Origin of the sequence: Paenibacillus sp. FSL H7-0326 (genome assembly GCF_001955535.1) — a bacterium.
Classification (GTDB): Bacteria; Bacillota; Bacilli; order Paenibacillales; family Paenibacillaceae; genus Paenibacillus; species Paenibacillus shunpengii.
This window is the reverse complement of record NZ_MPVN01000001.1, coordinates 995,653-1,018,844: the sequence shown is the minus strand read 5'-3', so window position 1 is coordinate 1,018,844 and position 23,192 is coordinate 995,653. Positions and strand designations below refer to the sequence as shown.

Genomic DNA, 23,192 nt, shown 5'->3' with positions numbered 1-23,192 from the left:
TACCGACCTCTATCCCGAATAACTTTTTCATCCGTGCTTTTGCGGGATTTGTGCTGGGGGTCAAGGCGCAACAGATAGCGGACGCGGTCAGCCCGGGCGGTAGCGGCGCCCCCTATTCGGCGCTTAATGATGTCGAGCGAGAGGTGCTGCTCGAAGTAACAAAATTAGGCATTCCGCTACGGGCGTGGGAAGACTATCCGTATTTGCTTGGTTTAAACAATCCCCAGGGACTCCTAGATTTTGGAGGCATGGTTAGGGGGATGGATCCCACGTACGTCGAAGACTTCTGGAGCAAGCCAGGGTATATCGGGACGGAACAGTCGGAACTCGGCGATTTGTTCCGCCATGCCAGGGTCGACCATGTGGCCACCATTACACAAGTGAGTCGGAATGAACAAGGCGAGCCGACAAGCCTAACCCTTGCCAGCGTACCGACGGTTCCGGTGCAAACCGGTGCGGATTACGTCCTTTATGCCGCCGACGGAACGTCGGAGATCGGGACGCTGGCGGGTTCATTGGATCCCGTAACAAGGATCTTTAAGATCGCAAACGGGACCCCTGACAAAATACTGAACTCCGTTGAAGCAGGTGCCACTATTCGAATCGATAATTGTTGGTCGTTAGCGCTTCTTTCCTATCACCGTCATCAGGTGCCGAACCAAGCCGGTCATTACGGCTGGGATCATCTCAAGTTGGCAGACGGATCACCGATCTACCCTCAGCGGCCGTTGGAAATCGGTCCAATCATATCACGCAATGTAACCGGCGGCGGAACGCATAGCGGGCAGATTCAAGGAAAAGTCATCCTAGTCGCCAACCTGCTCGATGCTGACGCTTACCCGTGGCATGCAGACTGGTACAGCGCAAAAGTGAAGGAGAACCTTGGCGAGCATTACGATGACAACTTCCGGCTTTGGTACAACGACCATGCGGATCATATCCAATACGGTCCTCGTAACCATATACTTGTACAATATGATGGCATTTATGAGCGGGCTCTTCGCGATTTGAGCGTTTGGGTAGAAAAGGGGGTAGAGCCTGCGCAGTCGACTTGTTACGAGGTTGTCGATAGTCAAATTAGGCTGCCGGAGAAGGTTGAAGTTTGCCGCGGCATACAGCCTGTTATCGGACTGACCGTCAATGGCGACGTCCGAATCGAGATCGCTGCCGGCGAAGCCGTCACCTTCACGGCGCGAATCAAGGTGCCGCCGAAGCAAGGCGAGGTCGTAAGCCTCGAATGGGATTTCGAGGGGAACGGAAATTTCACGGAAGCCGCCTTTAATACACCTGGACAGACGGTAGAGGTAACCACGACGTACACATTTTCAACGCCAGGCAATTATTACCCGGCGATTCGAGTGACAGTCCAGCGCGAAGGGGAGGCGAGCATGGCTTACGCGAGGGTTCAAAACCTTGGCCGCGCGCGTGTAGGGGTCCGTTAGGGCGTTATGTAAAACGGGCCGGACTAAAGTCCGGCCTTCCGTTCATTCATAAAAGGGAGGAATAAAACAATGGGAAACATGCTGAAGGGTAGAGTCGCGATCGTTACGGGTTCAGGTCAGGGAGTCGGGCGAGGCATCGCGATCGGAATGGCGAGGGAAGGCGCCATCGTCATCACGAATAATCGTGCTCCCAAGCGGAACGAAACCGTCGCCGTAACCGAATCATTCAAGCCAATTGGCGTTAAACGTACACCGGAATTTGACGCGGAGGATATAAAGAAGATTCTCGCATTGAGGGGCGACGCGGAGAGTACCGCTCAGGAAATTAGGATGAACGGGGGTAAAGCAACTCCTTTTTACGGAGACGTCTCGGATTATGAAACCGCCGGCCAATTGGTACAGACCGCCATCGAGCAATACGGCCGAATTGACATCGTCGTCAATAACGCCGCAGGTTTAGGGTTCGGCCCATTTGTACAGACGAAAGAGTCCGATTGGGACTATCAAACCGTCTCTAAACTTAAAGGAGCTTATAATTTAATGTCACATGCCGTCCCTTACATGATCAAACAAGGATACGGCCGGATCCTCAACTGCGCTTCTGATGCCTGGACGGGCATTGCGAACCTCAGCGCCTATAGCGCCGCGAACGCCGGCATCGTCGGACTGACCAAGTCGACAGCAAAAGAACTCGATCGATTCGGCATTACCGTTAACGCGTATTGTCCGCAGGCGGCTTCTCCCGGCCATGTAAGTTTCGGCGCAACGCTGAAAACGATGATGGCGGAAAACGGAATAAAGATCGATCCAAACGATAAACGAGTCGAAGAATCCGAAAAGGAACATGGTCCGGCCGAAAATGTCGCTCCGTTTCTCGTGTACCTTTGCACAGAACATGCTCAATACGTGAATGGGGCAGTGTTCACCGTTACTGGCGGTGGCCGCGTCTCGCTTTACTCGGATCCCAAGATTGTCAAAGAAATCAAAAAGACGGATGAAGCTTGGTCCGTGAGCGAACTCATGGAGCAGGTTCCCGAAACGCTTCTTAAAGATTATGTTTCCATTGCTAAGGACAGGGAGTTCTAAAAGAAATAACTGGGGATAATGGCGTGTTTTGAAGAAGAATCCTATATAAATTTTAAGACTCGATCAGGTATGATCGGGTCTTTTATGCAAAAGTACATAATTCTTAAAATTGTATTTCGCTTCATGGCAGAATCAAAGATATAGGGGAAATATGCTAAAAGAAACGATTGCCGCGGTATATTTGGGATATTTTCAAAATAAGATACTTACAAGGTTAAAAGGTGGAAGGAACAGATCCGAATTTTTCCGTAAGGTGGGATAACATGCCGGGGACTGGTATTGATGATGATGGATCATATCCGTGGATTCCATTGGTTTCGTTAGAGAAAATGGAACAAACGGAATATGATGTGCTGATTATTGGTACAGGTGCAGGCGGCGGCGCTGTACTTTGGCGGTTGTGCGAGCAATGGGGGGCAAACGAAAAACGGATTGGCGTCGTGGAGGCAGGAGGACTTTTTTTGCCTACTCACGCCTTGAATGTACCCACTATAGGGAATATGGGGAAAATGTTCCAAATCTATAATAATACAAAATACGTTCAACCAGTTGGAATCCAACCATCCGGTATGCCTGGCGCAAAGAAACTAAACGCAGTCGGTGGAAAAACGCTGTTATGGGCCGCTTTTGCACCCCGAATGTTTACCCCTGATCTTGAGAAATGGCCAATATCTATAAGTGAAATGAATGGTTACTATAATATTGCCGAAGAATTCATGCAAGTAAATCAAGAATACTCTGAAGGCTCCTATTTTACCGACATTGTATTAAAGAGGCTTCGCGGATACGGGTTTATTGAAGCGGAACGTATACCCTTTGCAACTAATTTGCAAGCAAGCCATGATGGACTTTTAAATTCGACTGTATTTTTCAGCTCGATTAACTTTCTGGCTGCTTCCTTAAATGTTAGAAGTATTGATATCGCCATTAAGGCACATGCCGCTAAAGTTGTATTCAATCAGGGTAAAACCGTTGGGGTCGAGGTAAAAGGTCCAGACAAAAAAGCCTATTTCATTCGAGCAAAGACCGTTGTATTATCGGCAGGCGCCTTCGAATCACCTCGCATATTATTGAACTCTGGGCTCTCTGGCAGCATAGGTCATTATCTTGTAAGTCATTCTTCTGTTGGTGCAACGGGAGTATTTGATCGATCCCAGTTTCCGGAAGACTTAGGTGTACTCTCCATTCTAATCCCTCAATCGCGTGGAAATCCTTTTCAATTGCATTTGATTGGTCCGGGTCCATATAGTGCGTATCAATTTGAAGTACAGCCGCTGCAAAATAACCTTATTTCTTCAATAAATGCATATGGAGTCGTTGAGCCCAAATTCGAAAACCGGGTTAGCCTTGATCCGAATGTCCATGATGAGTATGGGATTCCGAAGCTGCAAATTCATTTTAATTATAGTGAGAGAGACTATGCCGTCATTAATCAAATGGCACAGAAGTTGATGCATGCTGCTGGTACCGCCGGAATGAGACTTCTTCCTCAAAATGATCCGCAAAAACAAATAACGTTAGCTCCGCCGGGATCTGATAACCATCAGTCGGGAACTTGCAGGATGGGTGTCGATCCATCTCAATCGGTGACAAATCCATACGGTGAAGTATTCGGCGTAAACGGATTATTTGTAGCGGATAACAGCGTACTGCCCACATTGCCGGCAGCAAACCCAACGTTAACGACGATTGCCTTGGCTATTCGTACGGCAGATTATATGACGAGAAGATATTCGTAAGACGACGTAACACTATCTATCGGATCGTTACATTATCATCCAAACAAAAGCTTGAATCGGGACTCAGGAGGTTTGACTCATGCATCAAATTCCCCCAGGCTTGCAGCTGTTTAGCGTTCGTGAAGAGCTCAACAAAGATTTTAAAGGTACGATGCAAATGATTGCGAATATGGGATATAAGACGGTTGAATTTTTCGGCTACTACGATATCCCGGCGCTTGAAATGAAGACAATACTGACTGAAACCGGACTCAAAGCGATATCAAGCCAAATTTTTCTCGATCAATTGTTGTCTGATCTTTATAAGTTTATCGAATACAGTTTGATAGTCGGAGCCTCCTATATCGTAGTCCCAACCGTTCCCAAGGAGCAGTTCACTGATCATGAACAATTTCAGCGTCTCGTTACGAATCTAACATGGGTCGGGACGGAGCTGAAGCGGCATGGCCTTCAGTTGGCATACCATAACCATTCGCAAGAATTTGAAAAGATAAATGGCCAATTTATATTGGAAAGGTTAACGAGCGCAATAAGCCCTGATTTACTGAAGTTGGAAATTGATATCGGTTGGATGGCAAAAGCAGGAGTGAATCCCGTTACTTATTTACCTTTGTTAAAGGATAGGCTCGCCTTGCTTCATATCAAGACGATAGACAGGGAAGGTAATTTCACCGAATTTGAACGCGGTGTATTAGACTTAAAGGCGATTTATAACGTGGCTATTATGGCGGGGGTGAACTATTATTTCGTTGAACAAGATACCAGCAGTAACCCTTTGTTAAGCGCAAAGTTGAATTTAAACTTCTTGAGAGCGGTGGGAATCGCTCCACCTTGTTAAAAGGCATTCACCGTGACTCCTCTTACAGGATGGAGATGAGATTTCATGCAACTGCCCTTTGACGTGCCGGAATGGAGAAAAATACGACTAATGATTAACACGGATGCGAAGAATGAAGCGGATGACCAGTATGCTATTGTACATGCGCTGCTGACGCCGAGGTTTAAAGTCAAAGGGATTATTGCAGCGCAATTCGAGAATTCCGGTAGGCTGACGGGCCGAGAAAATACCATGCAGAAGAGCTATGAAGAGATCGAGAAGGTGCTCTCGCTGATGGGTCTGGAGGGCGAGGTGCCGGTCTATGCCGGCGCAGAGAAACCACTCAGCGACGAAATGACGCCGGAGCCCTCTGATGGGGCGGTCGCGATTGTCCGGGAAGCGCTGGCCGATGATCCTTCACCCTTCTATGTGATCTTCCTTGGACCGTTAACAGATCTGGCTTCCGCTTATTTGATGGAGCCAAGCATTGCGGATAAGGTGAAGGTGGTCTGGATCGGCGGTGGGCCATATCCGAATGGAGGCTGGGAACACAATCTGTTCAATGATATTCATGCGGCGAATGTTGTATTCGAATCGCCGATAGAGCTGTGGCAGGTGCCGAGTAATGTATATAGCACCATGCGGGTGAGCTTGGCCGAACTGATGTACAAGGTGAAGCCGTACGGAAAGATCGGAGAATACCTATATGAGCAACTCATAGATTTTAACAATTCGGTGAAGTTTGATTCGTTTCCGAAGGGCGAGATGTGGTCGCTCGGCGATTCGCCCGCTGTCAGCTTGCTGCTGGACGACCATGAGCATAGCTATGAGTTGAAGCCGGCTCCAAGAATAACGCAGGACATGTATTATGTCCATGATCAGAACGAACGTATGATCCGTGTATACCATTTCGTAGATCCAAGGTTTACATTGGAGGATATGTTTGCAAAGCTGCATTGAATTATGGAAATTCTTCCTAGAATATAAGAGGACTCGAGGCAAACGTAAATAAACTTAGGGCCGCTACTCGGCAGCCCTGTTCTAGAAATGTTAAAATTAATACGATTATTTTATCTTTTGTTGTTGAACGGCAGATTTCCCTTGTTTTGCCGGCTGAGAGCGGAACCGAGGAAGTTATTATTGGCGGCAGTGACCGCGTGGAAGAAATGATTTCCGACAGCAGTGCTTCCCAAGCGATGAATATTAGCGGAGTCTTGCATATATTGTAGTTATAGGACTGGACTAATCTAATCACAAAAAAATAAAACATGAAATATAGGGAACGAATAGGAGTCTAATTTTTAACTTATGTATAAAAGTTGGAATTTGTGGCCTATTCAATCCAGTTCCATTATCCCATTAAACAACTTTATTTTCGTTCCGGGATCTTTGCTGTCCTCTAATTAAATAACTTTATTTTCACAAATTTTGAACCGTAGCTGAGGGGCAATGATTACATTAAAGAACTTTAATTTTTTTGCTTTCAATTTTGTGTTCAAAATACGTTGATTTTACTGGACTCACAATAAACAACATTATTTTTCCTCACCAGTGATTCTACTATACTTTTATATAGTGTCATACATCTTATGTGGACATCCGTTTAATGGAGCGGAGAGGTCCACATTTTTTATAAGAAAAAAGGCTATTGGGGGGGATTAAAACTGGCGTCATACTTTCACGTATACCGCCCAGATGGGGTGAATAGTAAATACAGGCTTATTGTATTTGATGGCTCGAAGGAGGCATTCCTTCCACTAACTGAGTATTACCACGATCAGGTTAAGAGGATTAATGAGAGCACTGTAATTACATACTTAACAACTTGGAACCCTTCTTTTACTGGCTAAAGTACAATGCTCGCTATATGGACAGAAATGTCTGTTGGGATGATGAACCAGAAGCAGAGAAAAAATTCATCGATACAGTACAAAGGCCCGTCATCAGACCAATTTTTGTACTAAATCCCGTTTAACCAGACTGGGAATTAAGACATTGCAAACTGCAATTGCTAATCCAATCAGGAGAATGCCTGTAAATAATGTTCCAGTACTTGGCAGAGAACGACAAACGATGCCGAAAAAAAGGCAGATGAGGGCTGCGAACACCACATGCTCTAATCCATAATGGCGAGCCAGCCTGGATACTAGAGGGGACATAAAAGCAAAGGCGAGCAGAGGAATGGTCGTCAGCATGCCAGCCGCCGTATGAGATAATCTGACCGAGTCACTGATTTGACTAACGAGTGGGCCAACTGATGTGTGGCGCTCGCTGGGTCATTGATACAAATAAGATACCCAAAATAAGAAACCATCCCTGGGTTATTCTTGTCTTGTTTTGAAATGATGCAAGTTGATGTTCTCGTTGTTCCATCTTAGATACGCCTCATTTTTTAAGTTTTTTTCATTTGAATCCTCATGTAAGCAGCAATGTTTTGCTCATTGTCTTCTTTCGATTTTTCGAGTTCTTGTATGACTAACTTTCTTCTGTCAATGGAATGGTTCTGACTTAATTTCGCTTTTCCTTCCATTTTTTCAATTTTGACTTTAAAGCCAACAACGCCTTTTGTCATTCCCTCCAAAAACGTTTCATCAACTTCGTTGAGCTGATAGATACTATCCGGATCTTCATATTTGTTAACTAATTCGCTTAGTGACTTCTTTAATTCTTCGCCATCAATTTGTTCAACTTTTCCATACACATGAACGGAAATGTAGTTCCAGGTTGGTACAGCACGATTGGATTCGTACCAAGAGGAAGAAATGTAACAGTGAGGCCCTTGAAAGATAGCCATGACAGTTTGGTCTTGAATGTCCTTCCATTGGGGGTTAGTACGAGCAACATGGCCGTACAAGTACTGCTGGTTCTCATCAAGCATTAGTGGTATGTGAGTTGCAAACGGTGTTCCTTCATGAATCGAGAATAACGTGGCAAATCCGTACTTTTGAATGACGTCATACATAGTTTCGTCATTTTCCATTTTGAAATGTGACGGGATATACATCGGAAACAACCTCCTTCAGAGTTTATACAGATTATAAGAATGTATTGGCGTGATAAAAAGAACCAGTTTTGATAAAATTAAAGGTGCCAGATATGAACTGGTTATTGAAGAGCATTTTTTTCATCAATTGCAGAAGGAGCTCAAAAATGTTACCCATCACGCCAGCCTTAGATGCGGAGAGTAAAGAGCCTTTATTTATACAACTGTATAACTTTCTTAAAAGTGAAATTCAGAGCAATCATATTGCTCCAAACAGTAAATTGCCGTCTCAAAGGAAATTAGCCAACAATCTTAACGTGAGTCGTAATACAGTAGATGCCGCATACCAGCAGCTCATTTCCGAAGGTTATATTCGAAGTGAAGCGAGACGAGGTATTTTCGTTGTTGAAATTAAAAATGACCTCCTTCTTTCAGGCTTTCCTAAGATTGATTCAAATAGAAGCAACATTTTGATGAATCAGAATCAGGAAGAAGAGAAAACTCCCGAACAGGAGATATACGACTTTAAGTATGGCGATATTGATCTAGTTCATTTTCCATTCAAGGTATGGCGTCAAATAAATATGAAAGCTCTAAATGTCGAACAGGCCTCACTGTTATTGTATGGGGACCCGCAAGGAGAGATAGAACTTCGGAAACACATTTCCAGGTATTTGTTTCAATCTAGAGGAGTGGAATGTTCGGAAGAGCAAATCGTCATCGGGGCCGGTACTCAGTACCTTATAGGTCTGCTATGTAATATGATCGGAAGGAATTTCGTTTACGGCATTGAGGAACCAGGTTATGATCGCGCTCGTCTGATACTGAAGGATTACGGGAAAAGAGTAGCACCTATACCGCTAGATAATCAGGGTTTAAATGTGTCCGAATTAATAAGGAGTGATGTAAAGGCCGTTTATGTAACCCCATCTCATCAGTATCCTACCGGAACAATTATGCCAGTATCGCGTCGTCTAGATTTAATCAATTGGGCAAGAGAAACAGATGGATATATAATCGAAGATGATTATGATAGCGAGTTCAGATATGAGAGTAAGCCTATTCCTTCTCTTCAAAGTCTCGACTGTTATGGAAATGTTATTTATTTAGGGACATTTGCAAAATCCCTTATCCCCTCATTGCGGATAACTTACCTGGTTCTTCCAAGTAAGTTACTGTCAATATATAAGGAAAAGTTTTGGGGCTATAAACAGACTGTTTCAAGAATACATCAACATACTCTAAATCTCTTTATAGAGAGCGGCGATTGGTTAAAACATCTGAACAGAGTACGGAATATCTACAGAAAAAGACATCATGAATTATTAGAAGCGATCCAAATGAATATGAAAGATCGAGTTAGAATTATTGGTTCTGGTTCAGGTTTACATCTACTTTTAGAAGTAAACAATGGCATGTCAGAGAACCAACTTATTGCTTCAGCCAAAGAAATGGGGGTAGTTATTTATCCTGTATCACCATTTTATGAGATACCACCATCACAAGAATTCCCTAAAGTACTACTTGGATTTGCTGGTTTAGATGAAAACAGAATTCGTGAAGGTATTAAAATTCTCAATAAAGCTTGGTTTTAAAAACGTATCTTGTTTGTACTAAAGAGGAAGTACGACAAGTTCTGCTATAAGCGCTTAATAGCGTGAAAAGCAGGAGATTAATAGGTAGATTCGGCAGAACGGAGGCTGAAGCCATCCCCTTGGAGAGGTATGCCAATGGATATGCCGTGCGGCTGAAAAGCTGGATATGTTGAGAATGCTCAAACATACGAACTGACAAACTTCCGAACGTCAACAAAATATCAACTGGTTGTACACCGCTTATGGCACAATTTGAACTAAACAAGACGTAGCGATGGAGCCCAAAATTATCAGAAAGAATTGAAGTTGGCCTGCGTAATCGTGATTGTCAAAATCCTCATTTGGGTCTATTATGGATCCGGGAGAACTAGTATATATGATCGTTTCAAATGATGGCTCGCAATTTGAGCCTGATAATTCACTATTCCCTAGGTGTTTTTTATTTCAGCTTTCGATCCCGTTCTGCTCTTCGAGATGAGCCAGGATAGATGATGGTGTTTTTCTCAAACCTCTGTTGGTACTACGGCCATATACAAAAAACGGACTGATAAAGCGCCGGCAAAGTTGTTGTTCGAAACCGAGAATTATGACTCCCTCGAGGCATTAAAGGCTGATTACCCCTCGTTAGTCGATGGAATAATATCAATTGGAGGACTTCTATGGCGTATGATAAATGACCTTGCAATCTGCAGAAGATTGCCCCGAATGTGCTTGTTTGGGGCTTTTCCTTTTGGAGACTTAGAAATGGGCAATATCGGTGAACGTGTGAAGCACATTAGGAAATTACATAAGTTAAATTTTCTAAGGCAATTACATCTCGCAAGGGCGTCTTAGTGAGATTGAAAAAATATATGCAAACCATCTGCTGACACTTTAATTTCCTTTCCCAGGGCTAATTTGAACTGGCTTCTTTGGGGAAAGGGGAAAGGTTTAAGTCCTAATTTAAGGAGTTTTTTGCTGGGGCATGAATTTTTTTGATGAAGAGAAAGATTCGCACCTGAGTGCAACCAGTAAAAAACCGTGGAACAGATTAATACGTCATTCCCGGAGTTCTCAAAAGGCCATAGTAAACAATCAAAGCCGAAAAGCTCGTGGCGGCCCAGAAGATGTCCCATCGAACATGATTAGCGTCGTCTATAAAGATATTATTAATGGTTTCGTAATATTTGACCGGCGTGGAATATTAGATCGGCAAATCAGTCAAGTGTAGTCGCTCGTCCTCTCATCATTGCAACCAGTAGGATTCAATCTTTAAATAGTTTAGAGTCTTCTGCGTAAACTTTTCGACCAAAACAGTGGTCGTGTGTTTTTCGGAACGCTTCTCTTTGATGAACATAACTGCGGAATCACATGGTCTAGCTGTAAAGCAAATTGAAATGTGGTATACTACATACGAAATTTGAAAATAAATTGGGGTGAGCAATTGGCTGCTAATCAAAATGGGACGAAAATAAAACGTACATTTATGAAAGATGAGGCATATCAAACGCTTCGGAGATGGATAATAGCTGGGGAATTGGCTCCGGGTACAAAGCTGAGGGACCAAGATTTATCTGTAACGTTGGGAATTAGCCGCACACCGATTCGGGAAGCATTACTTATGTTAGAGAATGATGGACTCGTTGAAACGAAAGCAAATAGGTGGACCTTAGTGTCTTCCATTGATTTAAACAAAGCTGAAGAGACTTATGCTATTGTATCTACGCTGGAGTGTTTGGCTATGGAGCTTGCTTTCACGAGTTTCTCTGACAATGATATTCGTGAGCTTGAGAACCTCAATGAGAACCTCAATGTTTCGATGCAAAACGGAGATCGAAAATCCGCGCTGGAAATAGATTACGCTTTTCATGGTACAATCATTCGCATGTCCAGAAATGAAGAGTTGCAAAAGTTACTTGTAAGCCTAAAGTTAAAGATACGAAGAATTGAATCACACTACTTTAGTCAGAAAGAATTCTTGCAACCCTCTTATGCGGAGCATAATCAGATTATTAACTCCATACGAAATAAAGATCTCCAGAAAGCAAAAGAATCTTTAAAAGCCAACTGGAAAAATACCTTGGATCGTCTTCGAGAAAAGCAAATCTAAATTGACAGTAAATCGCCAGTTTGAACAGACTATTACTCTTCTAATAAACGGTATGATTATCCACCTAATGGTGACTCGTGTCACCAAACTGGACATCATTCCGTTTTTTTATGATTATTTTCGCTATAAACCATAGCTTTTCCCGTCAGCATTTAAGGAAACAAAGAGAAAATTCACAGAAGATGTGACATTATTTAAAAATATATAACATGTATATAACGTTGAAGTTGACCCCTCTTTGTATAGTGTGATATATTACATATCACATTAAGTGATATATTACATATCATGATTTAAACAAATTCAAGATGGGAGAGAGAAGAAGATGTCAGTATTCTTGGAATTGATTTAATTTAAAATTGCCATCGTATCCGGAAGGGGAGAGATTCTATGGGTTAAAGGTAGTTCACTATTAAGGATTAATACGTTAATAAATCTAACATTATCTAATTCATGAATAGACATTTAATAAAATTAAACTTTCTAATTTGTTTTCTGAAAAACTGAATTCACTTTTTTTCATTTCATGTAATAAAATGTTACACAACCAATTATTTATATGAAATTGAGCTTTTTTAATCGAATTTATTCAAGGGTTAATGTTAATAAACATAACATTTACGCTAGTGAATATGATTTTCATTTTTTGAGGGAGGCAAATATTATGAATAGCATCTGGAGCAAAAAAATTCCTTCTGGTGGGAAATGGTCAGGAACTATCGGTCGAGGGAAGTTACTTCGTTTTACTGCGTTAAATGAGGGTGCTAATATCTCAATGCTGTTGTATAACGCAAGAGATTTGTTGGAGCGCTACAACATGCCCGATACACTTAAAGCCCAACACACGTCATATCTTACAAAAGGAAATGTTCTAATGAGCGATAACGGTCGTGTATTAGCTAGCATAGTAAGTGATAGTCTCGGTTGGCATGACACATTTTGTGGCTACACTACTCGCTCAACAACAGACGCAAAATATGGAGCAACAAATTATCAAGAAATGAAAAATGAATGGTTGCGAAGCGGTCAAGAGAACTTAGCTATGGAACTTTTTAGAAACGGATTAGGCATACGTGACTTAGGACCAGTAGTCAATCTTTTTTCAAAAGTGGATTGTGATGAAAATGGTGATTTACATTTTATTACAGACCATTGCGTTAGTGGTGCAACAATAACGATGCGTACAGAAATGGATATCCTTTTAGTTTTATCGAATACACCCAATCCGCTTGATCCTAGAACATCATATCCATCAGTTCCTGTAAAAATCGAAGTTCTTCCCGCATCACCTGTAGATTCTCTTGATAACTGTGTTAACAATTGGCCTGAGAATCGCCGGGCATTTGAAAACACCTGGGAATACAATGTGCTACTTGAAAAATAAATGTAATTTATAACTTCTCGGAGTATTGGGATTGGGATATGTTTCAAAAGCAAAGAGTATCCCAACTGAATTGGTAAGTACTGAAAGGCTATCTATTATAGAGGAGGATCCACCATGGCTGTATTTAATAGAGTTGAGAGTTCCCGTAGGATAGAGGATGCAATATATGACGAAGTAATCCTTGCAGGAAATGGTTGGATGCATGAATTGTTTCCGGGACAAGTACTTAGAATAGTAGATTTAGAAGGAAATCAAGCAGTTGATACTTTATTCTATGATGCGGAAAATCCAGAAGACCATTACAGTGCAGTTGCATCCATAGCAGGTCAAAGCAACATCTACCTTACAACAGGTTCGATATTACGATCTGAATCAGGCAAGGAACTGTTAAAAATCATTGCCGATACATGCGGACGTCACGATACTTTAGGCGGAGGTTGCTGTTCTGCACAAAGCAATACAGTACGCTATTCACATGATAAGCTATCTATGCACAATTGTCGTGATACTTTCATGCTGCTAATGTCAAAGCAAAACGGTAAATATACAAAAAGGGATTTGGTACCAAATGTTAACTTTTTTATGAATGTCCCTGTATCATCCGATGGGGGCTTGGAGTATTGTGATGGCATTTCCGCTCCCGGCTATTATGTGGAAATGCTGTCTATGTGCCACACTGAAGTATTAATCAGCAACTGCCCGCAATTGAATAATCCCGCTAATGGTTATAACCCAACTCCAATTCGAATTCTTATTTGGGATAAATAAAGTCCGGCACCCATTAAGTTTTTGATAAGTTGAAGCAGCAGCATTATGCTCTGAGTCTGCACCTGTACGTAAAATTTGTTCTATCACAGGGAATGTTGCTCCAGGAGGCAAGCCAACACAGAATTTTAAGATTTATGTGCAATTGCTGTGCCTTCTTTAGAAGACTCCTTTTGGCATTACTATTTTTACTCTTTTAGAGATTTGCGGCGTTGCGGAATTATTTATAAATAAATCTACAGATAAATAACTGGTAAAAAGAAAAACCTAATATTATGGAATTTTGCAAGACCAATTATATAAAGGGGTGTTTTTTATTGAAAAAGCAATTTGTAATATTTGCGATTATGGTTCTTTCATTATCAATATTGCTAATGGGATGCAGCTCCAAACCATCAACTCAAAGTAACGGAGATGGGATCAAGGTAGGGGTGCTATTTTCACTCAGTGGTTCGCTTGCAGTGACGGAGAAAGGGATGGCTAACGCAACTTTATTGGCTATTGATGAAATCAATAATAAAGGAGGGGTGAATGGTAAAAAGTTAATTCCTGTTCAAGAAGATCCTGCATCAGAGCCTTCCGTTGCAGTTATTAAAACTAAAAAGCTTATACTTCAAGATAAAGTTACAGCAATCATCGGTGGATTTACATCTGCAAGTCGTCAAGCGATGCTCCCCATAGTGGAACAAAATAACGGAGTCCTAGTTTACCCAACCTTTTTTGAAGGTGAAGAATACTCCAAAAATATTATTTATACCGGTGCAACACCAAATCAACAGCTTCAAGATTTCATTCCTTGGCTGGTTAAAAATGTAGGTAAAAAAATTTACTTTATCGGATCGGATAGCGTTTATGCTGTTGAAACGAATAAGCAGGTGAAGGCACTTCTTCAAATGAGTGGCGGTGATGTTGTCGGTGAACAATATGTGCCATTTGGTCATTCGGAATTTGCCTCGGTAATTAATAAGATTAAAAATTCGGGCGCGGATTTTATTTTTTCTGATCTGGTCGGAGACAGTGTAGCCGCGTTTTATAAGCAGTATAAGAGCTATGGCCTTGACTCGGAGAAAATGCCAATTGCAAGTCCAGTTACTGCAGAAACGGAGATCATATCAATGGGGGCTGATGTGGCAAAAGGTCACATTTCTTCATCTGCATACTTCCAATCTATTGATTCCCCAGAAAACAAGAAGTTTGTTAAGGCGTACCATACGAAATACGGTCAAAATGAAGTGATCACTCAGGTTATGGAGGCCGCATACAACTCGACTCATTTATTAGCTCAGGCTCTTGAAAAAGTAAGCGATCCATATAATGCCGACAAATTGATAAAGGCATTTGCAGGTTTGGAACTTCAAGCTCCGCAAGGAAAAATAAAAGTCGATTCAGAAAACAATCACACTTGGTTATACAACCGGATTGGTAAAGTTGGAAGTGACGGACAGTTTGATATCATACAAGTGTCTAATGAATCGATTCATCCAGAACCATGGTCTAAGATACTGTTTCCGAATCATGATGAACCATGGAAGGGAAAATAAGGCTTCTTACTTAATATGAGGAGAAAGTAATCTTCTCCTCTCTTTTTTTCCTAATCTGTTTTATGGAAGGTGTATTTATGGGGATAATGCAACAATTTGCTGATGGTCTCAGCGTTACTGCAATATTGATCATTATTGCGCTTGGACTTGGTATTACCTTTGGGGTTATGAAGGTCATCAACATGGCTCATGGAGAGCTGATTATGATCGGTGCCTATTCCACTTATGTTGTCTGTTCATTGGGACATTTGCCCTTTTATTTAGGGATGATTGTAGCTTTCATAGTTTCTGCTCTTGTCGGTTTAGTAATGGAGCTTCTGATCATTAAACGTTTATATGGTCGTCAACAGGAAACGCTACTTGCAACATTTGGAGTTTCGCTTCTTTTGCAGCAGTTAATCCGAATGATATTTGGACCAGTAGCTAAATCTGTGGAAAACCCATTATCGGGAGCTATTTCGGTGGGGGAAGTCATAATTCCTCATTTTCGTTTATTTATCATTTTGGTTACAGCTTGTATGTTGCTCGCTACTGCCTACATGATTTTTCGTACGAATTTTGGTATTCAGTTGCGAACAGTTTCGCAAAACCGTGACATGAGTGAATGTCTCGGGATTAATACATCAAAAATCGATGCTTATACTTTTGCTTTCGGAGCAGGATTGGCTGGAGTGGCAGGTGCGGTGCTCTCCCCGTTAAAAACGGTTTCTCCTACAATGGGACTGGATTATCTTTTAGATTCCTTTATGGTTGTCGTTCTTGGTGGAGTTGGTTCATTGGCTGGGACAACACTTGGTTCGGCTGTAATAGGGGAAACCAATCAGTTGATGACAACCTTTATGGGTGAAATCGGAGCCAAAATTCTGCTATTTCTATTTGTTATTTTCATCATTCGTTATCGTCCTGAAGGATTGTTCAAAAAGGAAAGGAGGTAGCCATGTTGCTGCTCAATAAATTAGGAATAAACCGAACATTTGGCATTATTACTCTAGTTTTTTTAAGTTTTTTCCCATTATTCGCTTCTGACTTTCGGATTGAACTGATGGGCAAGTTTGTCGTATTTATTTTGTTTACTTTCGCTCTTGATCTGATCTGGGGTTATACGGGGATGTTGAGCTTGGGACATGCGGTTTTTTTCGGTCTTGGTGGTTACATGCTAGCTTTGTCCTATTCGTTTCAAAATGGGATTCCCGATTTTATGACTCGATTTAATATTACTGAGATTCCGGTATTGATGAAGCCACTCGAAAATATCCCCGTTTCTTTTATTCTAGGGCTAGTGTTTCCATCATTGTTGGCTGCTATAATCGGTTTTTTTATCTTTAAAAGTAAAGTTAACGGAGTTTATTTTTCAATTATCACTTTGGTGCTCGCTAAATTGTTTGAGATGCTAGTTGTTAATTTACAAGCATATACCGGTGGTTATAATGGATTGATGGGTCTCCCACGATTTCCAATATTCGGACAGCCGTTAGGGCTTACCTCCTATTATTATCTTGTTTTAACGGTTACGGTAATAGCTTACTTTTTTACTCGGTGGTTAACAAATTCACATTTTGGAAAAGTTTTAAAATCCATTCGTGAGAACGAAAGCCGAATTCGTTTTTTCAGTTACAATCCTTCTAGTTATAAGATATTTATTTTTACAGTTTCCGGATTCTTGTCCGGATTGGCGGGGATGCTTTACGTTCCTATTAATGGTTATTTTTCACCACAGGATGTTGGGGTAAACATGTCTACGCTACTAATTGTATGGTTAGCTATAGGAGGAAGAGGAACGTTGATGGGCGGGGTGTTTGGTGTTTTAACCATTAATTGGTTGTCCAATTTTTTGTCCGAACAATACCCTGCACTATGGCAATTGTTTATCGGAATCATTATTGTAGTAATCGTATTATTCCTACCTGCAGGTATTTATGGATCAATCGAGAATTGGTGGAGGAATCGCTTTACAACAAAAAAATTAAAACATGATGGGGATCCAATAATAAAGAAATATTTGTTTCCAAAAGATGGTATGAAGGAGGTTACAGGAGATGAGTAAAATTTTGGAAACGAATGGATTGACGGTAGAATTCAGTGGATTCAGTGCGATTTCGGATCTTCATTTTTCTTTGAACCGAGGAGAACTTCGGGTTGTATTAGGTCCGAACGGAGCTGGTAAAACAACACTAATGGATTTAATCACAGGAAAAACGAAACCCAAATCAGGAAATATTATGTTTAATGGTAACGATATTACAGGTATGGAACCGTTTGATATTTCAAAGCTCGGGGTAGGTCGTAAATTTCAAGGTCCAAACATATTTGACAATATGACTGTAATTGAGAATATTGAAGTAGCTTTTAAAGGAAATCATAGTGTGCTTAAAGCGTTGTTCTTCAAAAAAAACTCGGAAATGAAAGATAGAATTAATTATGTGTTAGATAAAATTAATCTTAAAATAAAATATCGTGATATTGCTGGGAACTTATCCCATGGTGAGAAACAATGGTTGGAAATGGGGATGTTGCTCGTTCAAGATCCGGAATTGATTATTTTGGATGAGCCGACTGCGGGAATGACAGCGGAAGAAACTTATCAAACAGGAGAACTCATCCAAAACTTGTTTAAAGATCGTTCGGTTATCGTGGTGGAACATGATATGGCTTTTGTTCGGCAAGTGGCCCAATACGTAACCGTTCTGCATCAAGGGAGATTATTAGCGGAAGGCACTTTGGAAGAAATTGAAAATAACACTAAGGTTCAAGAAGTGTATTTAAAGGAGGGTGCCCATGCTTAAAGTAGTCGAACTACAGGTATCCTACGGAAAAAGTCGTGTCGTCAATAACGTGAGCTTTAATGTGGAAAAAAATGATAAAGTCTGTCTAATGGGTAGAAATGGAGTAGGTAAAACTACTTTGATGAAAAGCCTAATCGGACTATTGCCTACCCGTGAAGGTTTTATTCGTTGGGAAGAAAAAGAGATCACTAATACCAGACCGTATCAACGATCAAGAATGGGGCTCGCATATGTACCACAGGGTCGCGAGATTATTCCTATGCTGACTGTACGGGAAAACATAGAGTTGGGTGCGTTGTCACATCATCGCAAAGAGACGGGAAAACTGCTTGAAGAAGTGCTGGAATACTTTCCGGCGTTGAAGGAGCATTTAGGAAGAAAGGGTGGCGTTTTGTCAGGTGGGCAACAGCAGCAATTAGCTATCGGTCGGGCTTTGATGTCAAAACCGAAAATTCTCTTTCTGGATGAACCGTCGGAGGGCATTCAGCCTAATATAGTTGCTGAGATTGCGACTACTCTCAACAGGATTCAAAGGGAGAAAGCGTTAACGTTATTTATTGTCGAGCAGAATCTTGATTTTGCATTCAAAATTGCCGATCGATTTTATATTATGGAAAAAGGTGAAATTGTAAAATCAGGAAAATCAATTGATACCTCACTTGATATGATTAAAAAGTATTTGACACTCTAGGTATAATGAAGTGTTTCTCATTTACTTGAGTGTTGCGAATTCATGGCCAAGATGGCCGAAATGGGCAGACCTCTAGCGTTATCAGTGAAAAAAGTGGATTGGGCTGACAGCTTGAGATGCTTTAGGTTGTCGAAAAGAGGCTTCCTCTCTAGGGCTTGTTGATAGACGTAGACGATGATCTGCCCGAAGAACTCTTCTCGGATATGACGTACCATCTCACCAAGTGTCAAGTCTGCTGAAATCTTCATCCCTTCCTGCCGCTGAGTTTCGAGGAAGTTCTGCGTTAGGAATTGGATCGCCCAAAACTGCTGAATGCCGTTAAAGGATAGCATTGGTATTGGACAAACCCTAGCAAATCCTTGAAATACCGATAACCCGTCTCGATGTTCCAGCGTACGTGATAATACCTCTGAATTGTAACGAGATTCAGCGATACATCTGTACACAGAAGACAAACTTGCAGTTTGCTCGAAGCGATGCAGTCGTCTTCGTCTTTCCAGGATAGCAACAGCTTGACGTTCTCGATTTCGCTGACTGGTCCTTCGTAAGGATTCACCCAGTATACGCCCTGACCGTCACGGTAACCGAGTGGAGAGCAGCCTTGCGAATGTAAATTTCAGTGAAATCGCTAATGGCAATGGGAATACCTGATGGACAGATAAGACGATTTGTTCTTACCGCACCAATAATATGAAATCCCTTGAGGTTACTCGCTCGTGTACCAACTGTCCATCAGGACATATACACGCTCGTCATCCATTGCTGGGAAAGCTTCAATTATTTCCACAGCCAGATCTTTTTTGCTCTTGAAGGCGAGCTGCTGTGCTGCACAGTAATCCTTCTGATAGTACGGACTGAAATCCCATGCATAAGATCCCCCTTCGCTGACGACATGAGCGGTGACAAGGTTGTGATACCAGACGGACTTGCCGTCCTCATTCGAATACTGCAAGCTGAGCCCCTCCATTTTCTTGGTCGACTTGTCTTTCTTGCAGCACGTGTCGTCGACGATGAGAAACACAAGTCGTTTCGGACATCTCCTTTTCTTGGGAATTGTAGGCGTGGTATCCGACCATTTCTCTATCCAAGGGCGATGTCCTTCTTCTGTCTATTCATCCGACGAAGCTTCTAAATTGCTGCCCTTAACCGGCTTTAGTCGACAGCGATATTTTTCACAACACTCAAGTAATTAAATATTTTGGTGCATTCCATATTATAACAGGATATGCAAAGCATATGGGATGCCTTTAATCGCTCGAAGTATTGCAAAAAATCAGTATAAGGGGGATACGTTGTGTCGGATTTATCCTTGATGCAACTTACTGTCGCTGAGGCACTAACAATTTACCCTTTTTCAGAAGGCAAGTTAATAACCGGTAGAGGGAGGGGCACGTATTTTGAGATCTATTACTATGATGGATTGCCCGGATATCGCAGATTGGATTAGACCTGGCGAGATGTTGTTCACTACCGCATTTCTCATAAAAGATTGTCCAGGAAAAGCGATTGAATTATTGCAAAAACTTTGTGAAAGAAAATCATCCGGCTTGGGGATTAAATTAGGGCGTTTCTGGTCACAAATTCCACAAGAATTGATTGATGAAGCGGATCGATTGCAATTTCCATTAATAGAAAATACGTTTATGAACATGGTCAAAGAACTATAAGATTGGGAAGTCTGAATCAAAAGATATAGTTAAAATGAACACTGTAACGAAGGGGATTGATGATATTATTACGAATGAAAAAGTGGTGAAAAGATGGAGCAACGCTGTTGAGTACTTGCCTGTAAATTTATTTGGATCCGTTATGGGAATTGCAGGGTTATCTTTGGCTTGGAAGTTAGCCAGTAAGGTTTTCGGTACACCTGCGATAATCGGTGAAATAATTGGAATAATCTCTGCTATTATTTTTATAACACTTTCAATTTTATATATTATTAAACTATATAGATTTACTGATAAAGTGTCAGAGGAATTTAATCATCCGATCACTGGAAACTTCTTTGGGACCATTACCATTGCATTCTTACTACTTTCCATCGTGCTTGAACCAATCAGTAAGTTCCTTTCATATACACTTTGGATTGGTGGTTCTCTCTCGACAATTACTATGGCTTATATCATTGTACAACGTCTGATGATAAGGAAACAGGATCAGATGCATGCTACCCCCAGTTGGTTAATTCCAGGAGTGGGAACATTAGATGTAGCTATAGCTGGAGGATCAATGCCTTTTACTTGGGGTCGTGAGATCAATCTGTTTACTTTTGCAATTGGATCAGTGCTTGCTTTGTTTTTCTTAACCATAATATTTTCTCGACTAATACACTTCGATCCCATGTCTGAACGACTTACTCCTACAAAGATGATTCTAGTAGCGCCTTTTGCGGTTGGGTTCTTGAGCTATACAGAAATTATCGGTCATATTGATTTTGTAGCTTCAATTTTATTTTATTTTGGATTGTTCATTTTCATTATCTTAGCTGGTCAAATTTTTAGAAAAAGGCTTCCTTTCAGTGTTGCCTGGTGGGCAGTAAGTTTTCCAATGGCAGCACTTAGTAATGCGGCCCTTAAATATGCTGATTATTACGGAGGTTGGCCATTAAAAACAATAGCTGCCCTTATTCTTGTTTTTTTAACAATTGTCATTACTTTTATCTTCATTAAAACATTAGTATTCCTGTATAAGGGAAAACTCTTGAAACCGAGCTGAGTCCATATAATTGTGTAAAATGATGAACTTCATAAAAAGTAAGCCATGAAGCAAATACTCATCTGGAAAAAGTTATCCAGACCATTCCAGAGGAGAGTATTTATTCGTGGCTCAATATCAGGTTGCACTAGATCACCAATTATTAAACCAATTGTTTATCGGAGAATCTCGTGACGCAGGAGTAGCTGCTTTTCTCGAGACCGTCTTGAACCAAGTGTTGAAGGCACAAGCGACTGAACAATTAGTTGCTTCGGAATATGAGCGCACACCCGAAAGGCAAGGACAAAGGAATGGGAGCTACTCTCGGGGCCTAACGACGCGTGTAGGCAGTATCACTTTACAAATCCCAAGATTCAGGGATGGCAAGTTTTCGACAGAACTCTTCAAATGTTACCAGCGTAGTGAACAGGCACTTGTGCTCACACTGATGGAACTTGTGATCAATGGGGTCTCTACCCGTAAAGTAGCCCGTGTCACGGAAGAACTCTGCGGAAGGGAGTTTTCCAAATCGACGGTTAGTGATTTATGCAAACAACTCGATCCGATCGTTCAGGGGTGGAATAATCGCTCTCTGCCCGAAGTTGCTTACCCATTTGTTACGGTAGATGCCATGTATGTGAAAGTCCGCGAAGATGGCCGTATACGTTCTAGGTGTCTTTATTGGCTATGGTGTGAACACAGACGGCAATCGGGAGATCCTTGGGCTTGCGGTAGGCGATACGGAATTAGAAGCAAGCTGGGGAGCTTTTTTTAACCAGTTAAAGGAGCGTGGCCTGCATGGCGTCGATTGTATCAAGAGTGACACGCATGGTGGTTTGGTCAAGGTGATTCGTCAACACTTTCAAGGTGTAACATGGCAACGGTGCCAGACGCATTTTATTCGAAATATACTGGATGCTGCACCGAAGTCACTGCAGGCGAGCGTTAAAGGTATGGTTCGCTCCGTCTTTGAAGCACCGAACGTAGACATCGCCAGAAAATGCTTGAAGGACACATTAGATGCTTTTCAGGACAAAGCTCCAAAGGCGATGGATACGCGCGAAAATGGCTTTGACGATGCTACAGCTATACTTGTCTATCCAGAGGAGTACCGTGTCCGACTACGCACTTCCAACGGTATTGAACGTGTGAACGGCGAGATTCGTCGACATTAGCGCGTCATTCGTATCTTCCCGAACCGTGAAGCCTTTGTGCACATGATCGGCTCTGTGCTGATAGAGATTGAAGCACACTAGGAGTCTAACCGCAAATTCATGGATATGTCTGCATACCACGAATAGTGTAAAACTCGTTAGCATCATTTCAGATAACGCGGATGAGAATTTACTCATAAATATGGACTTGACCCTTGTATTTTGCGAAGAAGTAATTTGGTCAAAATCTTAAGAAAACGTGAGCATTTAAGAGTAAAATAATTCTCCATAGAGTGAGTTAAGAGACCAAGCCAATGACTTACTACCCGATGCCTTACGGCTCGGGCTTTTTTTATCCCATCAGCAATCCCTACGAAGAAATGAGTCGAAATTATGTTGTTGGAAGGTCGAAAGCTCGGTGGTGGCACG

General features: G+C 41.7%; 20 protein-coding genes and 1 pseudogene. 17 read left to right on the top strand and 4 right to left on the bottom strand.

The genetic code is table 11. The features are described from left to right. Window positions 1-260: 260 nt before the first annotated feature. The 5 genes from BK126_RS29720 to BK126_RS04905 all read left to right on the top strand — a co-directional run bounded on the left by BK126_RS29720 (window position 261) and on the right by BK126_RS04905 (window position 6,044). Window positions 261-1,442 (top strand): PKD domain-containing protein, encoded by a 1,182-nt coding sequence (locus BK126_RS29720; protein WP_256702701.1) that lies wholly within the window; start codon window positions 261-263, stop codon window positions 1,440-1,442. Between the two features lie 69 nt (window positions 1,443-1,511). Beyond that, the gene (locus tag BK126_RS04920) at window positions 1,512-2,528 is read left to right on the top strand and encodes an SDR family NAD(P)-dependent oxidoreductase (protein ID WP_076311550.1); all 1,017 of its coding nucleotides are present in this window, start codon (window positions 1,512-1,514) and stop codon (window positions 2,526-2,528) included. 263 nt (window positions 2,529-2,791) lie between these two features. Next, the gene (locus BK126_RS04915; RefSeq protein ID WP_076311549.1) at window positions 2,792-4,267 is read left to right on the top strand and encodes a GMC oxidoreductase; all 1,476 of its coding nucleotides are present in this window, start codon (window positions 2,792-2,794) and stop codon (window positions 4,265-4,267) included. 79 nt (window positions 4,268-4,346) lie between these two features. Continuing rightward, window positions 4,347-5,105: a sugar phosphate isomerase/epimerase family protein gene (locus BK126_RS04910; protein ID WP_076311548.1), complete on the top strand. Its 759-nt coding sequence runs from the start codon at window positions 4,347-4,349 to the stop codon at window positions 5,103-5,105. Window positions 5,106-5,150: 45 nt separating this feature from the next. Then, window positions 5,151-6,044, top strand: a complete 894-nt coding sequence (locus BK126_RS04905; protein ID WP_076311547.1) for a nucleoside hydrolase — start codon at window positions 5,151-5,153, stop codon at window positions 6,042-6,044. A 983-nt stretch (window positions 6,045-7,027) separates the two neighbouring features. On the opposite strand, the gene BK126_RS30185 is transcribed toward BK126_RS04905, so the two are convergent. Then, window positions 7,028-7,318: an MFS transporter gene (locus BK126_RS30185; protein ID WP_341180751.1), complete on the bottom strand. Its 291-nt coding sequence runs from the start codon at window positions 7,316-7,318 to the stop codon at window positions 7,028-7,030. Between the two features lie 158 nt (window positions 7,319-7,476). After that, window positions 7,477-8,088 carry an FMN-binding negative transcriptional regulator gene (locus BK126_RS04900; RefSeq protein ID WP_076311546.1) on the bottom strand — a complete coding sequence of 204 codons (612 nt, stop codon included), beginning with the start codon at window positions 8,086-8,088 and terminating at the stop codon, window positions 7,477-7,479. A 146-nt stretch (window positions 8,089-8,234) separates the two neighbouring features. Between BK126_RS04900 and pdxR the strand changes: the two genes are divergently transcribed. The 9 genes from pdxR to urtE all read left to right on the top strand — a co-directional run bounded on the left by pdxR (window position 8,235) and on the right by urtE (window position 18,915). Beyond that, a complete protein-coding gene (gene pdxR / locus BK126_RS04895; RefSeq protein WP_076311545.1) occupies window positions 8,235-9,662 on the top strand; it encodes a MocR-like pyridoxine biosynthesis transcription factor PdxR in 1,428 nt (475 codons plus the stop codon). Window positions 9,663-11,127: 1,465 nt separating this feature from the next. Next, complete coding sequence (locus BK126_RS04885) at window positions 11,128-11,751, top strand: GntR family transcriptional regulator (RefSeq protein ID WP_076312543.1); 624 nt, start codon at window positions 11,128-11,130, stop codon at window positions 11,749-11,751. A gap of 664 nt (window positions 11,752-12,415) precedes the next feature. Then, window positions 12,416-13,135, top strand: a complete 720-nt coding sequence (locus tag BK126_RS04880) for an urea amidolyase associated protein UAAP1 (RefSeq protein ID WP_076311543.1) — start codon at window positions 12,416-12,418, stop codon at window positions 13,133-13,135. A 114-nt stretch (window positions 13,136-13,249) separates the two neighbouring features. Then, window positions 13,250-13,903: an urea amidolyase associated protein UAAP2 gene (locus tag BK126_RS04875; RefSeq protein WP_076311542.1), complete on the top strand. Its 654-nt coding sequence runs from the start codon at window positions 13,250-13,252 to the stop codon at window positions 13,901-13,903. A 314-nt stretch (window positions 13,904-14,217) separates the two neighbouring features. Then, window positions 14,218-15,441 carry a transporter substrate-binding domain-containing protein gene (locus BK126_RS04870; RefSeq protein WP_179085513.1) on the top strand — a complete coding sequence of 408 codons (1,224 nt, stop codon included), beginning with the start codon at window positions 14,218-14,220 and terminating at the stop codon, window positions 15,439-15,441. 77 nt (window positions 15,442-15,518) lie between these two features. After that, window positions 15,519-16,376: an urea ABC transporter permease subunit UrtB gene (urtB, locus tag BK126_RS04865; RefSeq protein WP_256702699.1), complete on the top strand. Its 858-nt coding sequence runs from the start codon at window positions 15,519-15,521 to the stop codon at window positions 16,374-16,376. Window positions 16,377-16,378: 2 nt separating this feature from the next. Continuing rightward, a complete protein-coding gene (urtC, locus tag BK126_RS04860) occupies window positions 16,379-17,485 on the top strand; it encodes an urea ABC transporter permease subunit UrtC (protein ID WP_076311540.1) in 1,107 nt (368 codons plus the stop codon). Continuing rightward, on the top strand, window positions 17,478-18,224 hold the full coding sequence (gene urtD / locus BK126_RS04855; protein WP_076311539.1) for an urea ABC transporter ATP-binding protein UrtD: 747 nt from the start codon (window positions 17,478-17,480) through the stop codon (window positions 18,222-18,224). Before urtC ends, urtD begins: the two co-directional genes overlap by 8 nt. Further along, window positions 18,217-18,915, top strand: coding sequence for an urea ABC transporter ATP-binding subunit UrtE (gene urtE, locus BK126_RS04850; RefSeq protein WP_083655720.1), 699 nt, complete (start codon window positions 18,217-18,219; stop codon window positions 18,913-18,915). The genes urtD and urtE overlap by 8 nt, the downstream gene beginning before the upstream one ends. Before the next feature lie 17 nt (window positions 18,916-18,932). On the opposite strand, the gene BK126_RS04845 is transcribed toward urtE, so the two are convergent. Both BK126_RS04845 and BK126_RS04840 read right to left on the bottom strand, forming a co-directional pair. Next, window positions 18,933-19,247 (bottom strand): hypothetical protein, encoded by a 315-nt coding sequence (locus BK126_RS04845; RefSeq protein WP_076311537.1) that lies wholly within the window; start codon window positions 19,245-19,247, stop codon window positions 18,933-18,935. A gap of 374 nt (window positions 19,248-19,621) precedes the next feature. Beyond that, the gene (locus BK126_RS04840; RefSeq protein WP_076311536.1) at window positions 19,622-19,936 is read right to left on the bottom strand and encodes a transposase; all 315 of its coding nucleotides are present in this window, start codon (window positions 19,934-19,936) and stop codon (window positions 19,622-19,624) included. Between the two features lie 376 nt (window positions 19,937-20,312). Between BK126_RS04840 and BK126_RS04835 the strand changes: the two genes are divergently transcribed. The 3 genes and pseudogenes from BK126_RS04835 (at window position 20,313) to BK126_RS29715 (ending at window position 22,865) form a co-directional block, all read left to right on the top strand. Next, window positions 20,313-20,582 carry a PucR family transcriptional regulator ligand-binding domain-containing protein gene (locus BK126_RS04835; RefSeq protein ID WP_076311535.1) on the top strand — a complete coding sequence of 90 codons (270 nt, stop codon included), beginning with the start codon at window positions 20,313-20,315 and terminating at the stop codon, window positions 20,580-20,582. Between the two features lie 34 nt (window positions 20,583-20,616). Beyond that, the gene (locus BK126_RS04830; protein WP_076311534.1) at window positions 20,617-21,630 is read left to right on the top strand and encodes an SLAC1 anion channel family protein; all 1,014 of its coding nucleotides are present in this window, start codon (window positions 20,617-20,619) and stop codon (window positions 21,628-21,630) included. Window positions 21,631-21,736: 106 nt separating this feature from the next. Next, window positions 21,737-22,865, top strand: a pseudogene (locus tag BK126_RS29715) (IS256 family transposase). Window positions 22,866-23,192: the final 327 nt, after the last annotated feature.

Coding starts and splice junctions, on each gene's coding strand:
- BK126_RS04915 (WP_076311549.1), top strand. CDS start 2,792: ATGCCGGGGACTGGTATTGATGATGATGGATCATATCCGTGGATTCCA.
- BK126_RS04845 (WP_076311537.1), bottom strand. CDS start 19,247: ATGCTATCCTTTAACGGCATTCAGCAGTTTTGGGCGATCCAATTCCTA.
- pdxR (WP_076311545.1), top strand. CDS start 8,235: ATGTTACCCATCACGCCAGCCTTAGATGCGGAGAGTAAAGAGCCTTTA.
- urtD (WP_076311539.1), top strand. CDS start 17,478: ATGAGTAAAATTTTGGAAACGAATGGATTGACGGTAGAATTCAGTGGA.
- BK126_RS04880 (WP_076311543.1), top strand. CDS start 12,416: ATGAATAGCATCTGGAGCAAAAAAATTCCTTCTGGTGGGAAATGGTCA.
- BK126_RS04920 (WP_076311550.1), top strand. CDS start 1,512: ATGGGAAACATGCTGAAGGGTAGAGTCGCGATCGTTACGGGTTCAGGT.
- BK126_RS04875 (WP_076311542.1), top strand. CDS start 13,250: ATGGCTGTATTTAATAGAGTTGAGAGTTCCCGTAGGATAGAGGATGCA.
- BK126_RS04910 (WP_076311548.1), top strand. CDS start 4,347: ATGCATCAAATTCCCCCAGGCTTGCAGCTGTTTAGCGTTCGTGAAGAG.
- BK126_RS04885 (WP_076312543.1), top strand. CDS start 11,128: ATGAAAGATGAGGCATATCAAACGCTTCGGAGATGGATAATAGCTGGG.
- BK126_RS04830 (WP_076311534.1), top strand. CDS start 20,617: ATGAACACTGTAACGAAGGGGATTGATGATATTATTACGAATGAAAAA.
- BK126_RS29720 (WP_256702701.1), top strand. CDS start 261: ATGGATCCCACGTACGTCGAAGACTTCTGGAGCAAGCCAGGGTATATC.
- BK126_RS04900 (WP_076311546.1), bottom strand. CDS start 8,088: ATGTATATCCCGTCACATTTCAAAATGGAAAATGACGAAACTATGTAT.
- urtC (WP_076311540.1), top strand. CDS start 16,379: ATGTTGCTGCTCAATAAATTAGGAATAAACCGAACATTTGGCATTATT.
- urtB (WP_256702699.1), top strand. CDS start 15,519: ATGGGGATAATGCAACAATTTGCTGATGGTCTCAGCGTTACTGCAATA.
- urtE (WP_083655720.1), top strand. CDS start 18,217: ATGCTTAAAGTAGTCGAACTACAGGTATCCTACGGAAAAAGTCGTGTC.
- BK126_RS04905 (WP_076311547.1), top strand. CDS start 5,151: ATGCAACTGCCCTTTGACGTGCCGGAATGGAGAAAAATACGACTAATG.